This window comes from Flavonifractor sp. An82, assembly GCF_002159265.1.
Lineage (GTDB): Bacteria > Bacillota > Clostridia > Oscillospirales > Oscillospiraceae > Flavonifractor.
The window spans coordinates 1-4,732 of record NZ_NFHG01000044.1; the positions used below are offsets into that span (position 1 = coordinate 1).

The 4,732-nt window shown below is 36.5% G+C and carries 2 protein-coding genes and 1 pseudogene; all 3 read left to right on the plus strand.

The features are described from left to right. The first annotated feature begins 684 nt into the window (after positions 1-684). Positions 685-1,869, plus strand: coding sequence for an O-antigen ligase family protein (locus B5G34_RS18590; protein WP_140397302.1), 1,185 nt, complete (start codon positions 685-687; stop codon positions 1,867-1,869). A gap of 10 nt (positions 1,870-1,879) precedes the next feature. Continuing rightward, positions 1,880-2,827: a glycosyltransferase family 2 protein gene (locus B5G34_RS18035; RefSeq protein WP_087340657.1), complete on the plus strand. Its 948-nt coding sequence runs from the start codon at positions 1,880-1,882 to the stop codon at positions 2,825-2,827. A gap of 175 nt (positions 2,828-3,002) precedes the next feature. Then, a pseudogene (locus B5G34_RS18040) lies at positions 3,003-4,176 on the plus strand (IS256 family transposase). The last annotated feature ends 556 nt before the right edge of the window (positions 4,177-4,732 follow it).

A 4,732-nucleotide genomic window follows, 5' to 3' on the forward strand; every position in this document is an offset into this window, starting at 1 on the left:
TGCTTCCTCAAGTACATTCTAACAAATATCGACTTGCTGCGTTAGGGGCACTGTGTTTCATCCTCTTTGGTGCCTTGGAGCGCAGCGGAAAGGAATGGTCATATATATGTAAATATATTGAATTTTAGAGCTATAGAAATTTAGGATAAGGCAGGGTAGAAGGGTGTTGTAAGAGCGAAGCGGTGAGGTGGTCTGAAGAGAGTAAAATACTAAGCCATTGTGATAGGGGAGTTTTATGTGGACGAGTATAAAAGGTTTTGCTTTGCTTCTATGAAGTTTGTAGCTAAGAACACTGGGCCTGTTATAAGATAAACAATATTCCAAAGTTTGACTGGTTGTTTTAACCTAATACTACGAACGTATCGTGAATAATATGATAAGGGTTATAGAGTAAAAAGTCACTGCTTATTCAAGTTAGATGACAATATCTTTTAATAATTAATTAGAAACTGTTAAAAAGTATGGAAATTTATTCCGCAATAAATATAAGGGAATATTAAAAGATCCACAGCTAAAATTCAAATATAAAGAAAGTTGAAATACAATAATATTCCCATAATAAGCCCAAAAGTAAAATGAAACACATGATGTATGTATATGTAAAATGTTGAGTCGAGTACTGTAAACAAAATTTTGCTATAAATAGTATGGTGTGAAAATTATTTATTTTGAAGGTAGTTTTACATGAGCAAGGCGTTCTCTCAATATTCTAAAATTAATAGCCCCCCCAAAAGAGGATTGATTTTTTATCTGGTTGTTATTGCATGTTTTATTACTATTATTTCTCAGATGCCAGCGCTTGTAGAAGTTGGAATATCTTCAGCTATTTCGTCGATAGTATGGATTATTGTTTTTTTTGTGTTGTGCATTGTTGATAAAGAGATAACAATATATAAGGACCTAAAACTCATTATAATAATGAGTACTACTGTTTTAGCATTTTGGGGAATAGCTAGTGTTTTTGATAAAAGCTATTCTTATTCTGATATACCACGTCAGATGGCTTTGTCAATGTTTATTATGGTTATAGGCTCTATGTGCGGTAAACATATTGATCGAAATATGTTAAAAGCTTGCTTTACTGTGTATGTATGGGCCACGCTAGCTGTAACCATTAGCATCTATTTTAGCTATATAAAGGGAAGTAGTATTAATAATATAATTTATGCATATTCATCAAAGAATTCTGTATCTCAAATAATTTTAACATCAATTATACTAACTATTATTAATAAATTGACATGTGATAGACCCTTTGCAAAAATTATATATAGTTTAATAACAGCATTTAATGTATATATGCTTATTGCATTAAAAAGTCGTGCATGCTTAATTATGTTGCCAATTATAATACTTGTTATTCTTTGCACAAAGGATTTTAATAAAAAAATTAAAACCTTTTTAGTAATAATTTTATTTATAATAACATTGGCATTTTTGTTCAGTCCTGAGTTATATGAAATTATAATAAATCAAGTTATGCTTGGTGGTAGAAAAGGAACGGGACTTGACTCATTATCAAGCGGCAGATTTTCACAATGGCGTTTGTTTTGGGCTGACTTTACCGAATATCCATTATTTGGTAAAGGCGGGCGGCATAGAGAGTCACTTATTTTAACTAGTTATTTGGAATATGGTTTCTTTTTTGGATCACTTATTTTAATTATTGCCTGTTACCCAATTATTTGGTGTATTAAAAAAATCACTTCAAAGGACGCTTTATTTACTACATTATTTTTAATAGTCATTAGTTACATAATTAACGGTGTATTTGAAATGCTGGCGCCATTTGGGCCAGGTGTAAAATGTTTTATGATGTGGTTTTTAATGGGGCTAATAACGACTATAAAATATAAAGAAATGTTTTAAGAGGTATATAATGAAAAAACTAACTAATTTGATTACTATTGTTATTCCAATATATAAAGCAGAAAAATATATTCGAAATACAATATTATCTTTGATTAACCAGACTAGTCGATGTTTCGATATAGTTTTGGTCGATGATGGAAGCCCGGATAATTCAACTGACATTGCAATAGATCTTATAAAAGCAAGTGATATTACGTATTCTATCATTAAACAAAAAAACTTAGGTCAAGGAATTGCTCGTAATACGGGCCTTTCAGCAGCCTCTGGTGAATGGGTTTTATTTTTAGATTCTGACGATACATTACAACCGTTTGCAATAGAAATGTTGAGTGCAATTGCGAATAAATATCAGGATGTTGATGCTATTTTTTCTGATTTTAAAAATGTTAATGAAAAAAATATATTTAGTTTATCCGAAAAAAACGATTATATTGAAGTCCTTTCGCATGATGAAATTATTAAAAGCTTTTTGAGACGTGATCGCAATTTGCTTGTTCCTGGTACATTATATCGCATAGATTTTCTAAGGCAAAATAACATAGAACATCGTGAAATTAGATGGTCAGAAGATCAGTGCTTTCAGTGGGAAGTTCTTAACAGATTAAAGAAATGTGTATATTTACGGTGTGCACTATATAATTATTTGTCCCGTTCTGGTTCTATCATGGATGCTACAAAAGTTGATGTCATGATATCGGCATATAATACCTATGTAAATTTGTCTTTGAGTATGACAGATGCTTTTTTAAAAAAATTTCTCCTTCCTCGATGGGTCCTTGGCTGTTTACATGTAGTCGCTAAAAGAAAAAATTTAATTGAGTGGAATTATTTATGGAACAATATGAATGGTAGTGATTGTATGAAGAATCTAATTTCATTTCCTGATTTAAAAGTTAAGATCCTTGCAATGTTGGGCTTAATCAATAAAAAGCTATTATACAAGGTCTTGAAATAAAAGATTTAAGCATCGCGGTGTCAATAATTTTATGAAAAAATTTAATCTAAATATCTAAAATTAAGATAAGGTACAATAAGTTTCGCAAATTAAAAAGTAGATAAAAAAAGACATGGTTTACAGATCTCTGGTAGAATGAAGTCGCAACACACCATTCGAAAGGAGACAGCAAACCATGTCCGAGAAGATTGTACAGCTAAACGAAGAAGTTATCAAGGGGCAGCTCAAGGAACTTGTGCGCGGAAGCGTAGAGGAAACACTCAACGAGCTTCTGGAGGCCGAGGCTCAAAAACTGACCCAGGCGGCCCGGTACGAGCGCAATGAGCAGCGCCAGGGCTACCGCAGCGGCCACTATAGCCGAAACCTCACCACCACTTCCGGGGATGTCACTCTCAAGGTACCTAAGCTCAAGGGAATCTCCTTTGAAACTGCCATCATTGAACGGTATCGACGCCGGGAAAGCAGTGTAGAAGAGGCTCTTATTGAAATGTACTTGGCCGGAGTATCTGCCCGGCGTGTGGAGGACATCACCGAGGTCCTGTGGGGCAGCAAGGTCTCTCCCTCCACCATCAGTGAGCTGAATAAGAAAGCGTATGTCCACATTGAAGATTGGCGGAACCGTCCTCTACAAGGTGGGCGGTATCCGTATGTCTATGTGGATGGGATCTACCTGCACCGCAATTGGGGGGAGAATTTGAAAATGTAGCCATTCTTGTGGCAATTGCGGTTAATGAGGACGGATATCGTGAGGTTCTGGATGCCGCTGAGGGAATAAAAGAGGACAGGGCCGCGGGGTCAGCTTCTTTCAATGGCTCCGTGGGCGTGGCCTGGACGGCGTAAAACTCATTTGTTGGCAACAAGTGTCTTGGTATGCTCGAGGCTGTAGGAGAAGTATTCCCTGAAGCCAAGTACCAACGGTGTACCGTCCACTTTTACCGCAATGTGTTCTCAGTTACGCCGCGTTCCAAAGTAAAGCTGGTAGTAGCTAAGATGCTCAAGGCGATCCATGCCCAGGAGAGCAAGAAAGCTGCCCGGGAAAAAGCAAAGACCGGTGGTAGAGGAACTACGCTCCATGAAGCTGAAAGAGGCCGCCAAAAAGGTGGAGGATGGCATAGAGGAAACGCTGACCTACTGCGATTTTTCCAGCGAGCACTGAACTCATATCCGCACCAATAATGTTATTGACCGGTTGAATCGGGAGATTCGCCGCCCCCGTGTGGTAGGTAGCTTCCCGGATGGAGACTCTGCCCTCATGCTGGTCTGTGGCCGGTACCCAGTGGGGCAACGAGAAGTACATGAATATGAAGCACCTGGAGGCAACCCTTGAGGATACCTCCGTTGCTGGCTGACTTCATTCACTCCAAAACTACAAACCAAAGTGCGAAAAACTGTTGACACTACCAAAATTAAGTTTAAATTAATCTAATTTTCTGTGTCAGTACTGTGGATAAGGTTATCTTATGCGCGCACATAAAAAGAATAATTGTAAATCTATGCAGGGTCATTAAGAGAATGCTATTATTAAATGCCTAATGTAAGGCAAAGAATTTTATGTATAAATATTTGTGGCAAAAGATTTATTAAAAGATAATTTTAATATATTACCAACTATTGTTAGTTATAATTTTCAGCTATATAAGTAACTTATTTTCATACCTGTATCAATTAAATAGTCAATTAGTATGTTCTGGTTTGTATTGTCTAGACACTGTAAAGTTAAGAAATTTGACTTACTAAGGTAGAGCTATATGTGCTTTGTTGTTTAGTTCCGTGTATCGTATTGGAAAAGGAAGGTAAAGGTTGAAACATTGTAATCTAAGTACCATTCCGAAAAAGGACGCACAAAACCAAGCCCCCTAAGAGCGGGCGAAGAATGCAGTTATGCTTAAAGTCTAAGCGGTGGAT

Bases quoted from the DNA above. Each gene is read 5' to 3' on its own strand.
- B5G34_RS18590 (WP_140397302.1), top strand. From the start codon at position 685: ATGAGCAAGGCGTTCTCTCAATATTCTAAAATTAATAGCCCCCCCAAA.
- B5G34_RS18035 (WP_087340657.1), top strand. From the start codon at position 1,880: ATGAAAAAACTAACTAATTTGATTACTATTGTTATTCCAATATATAAA.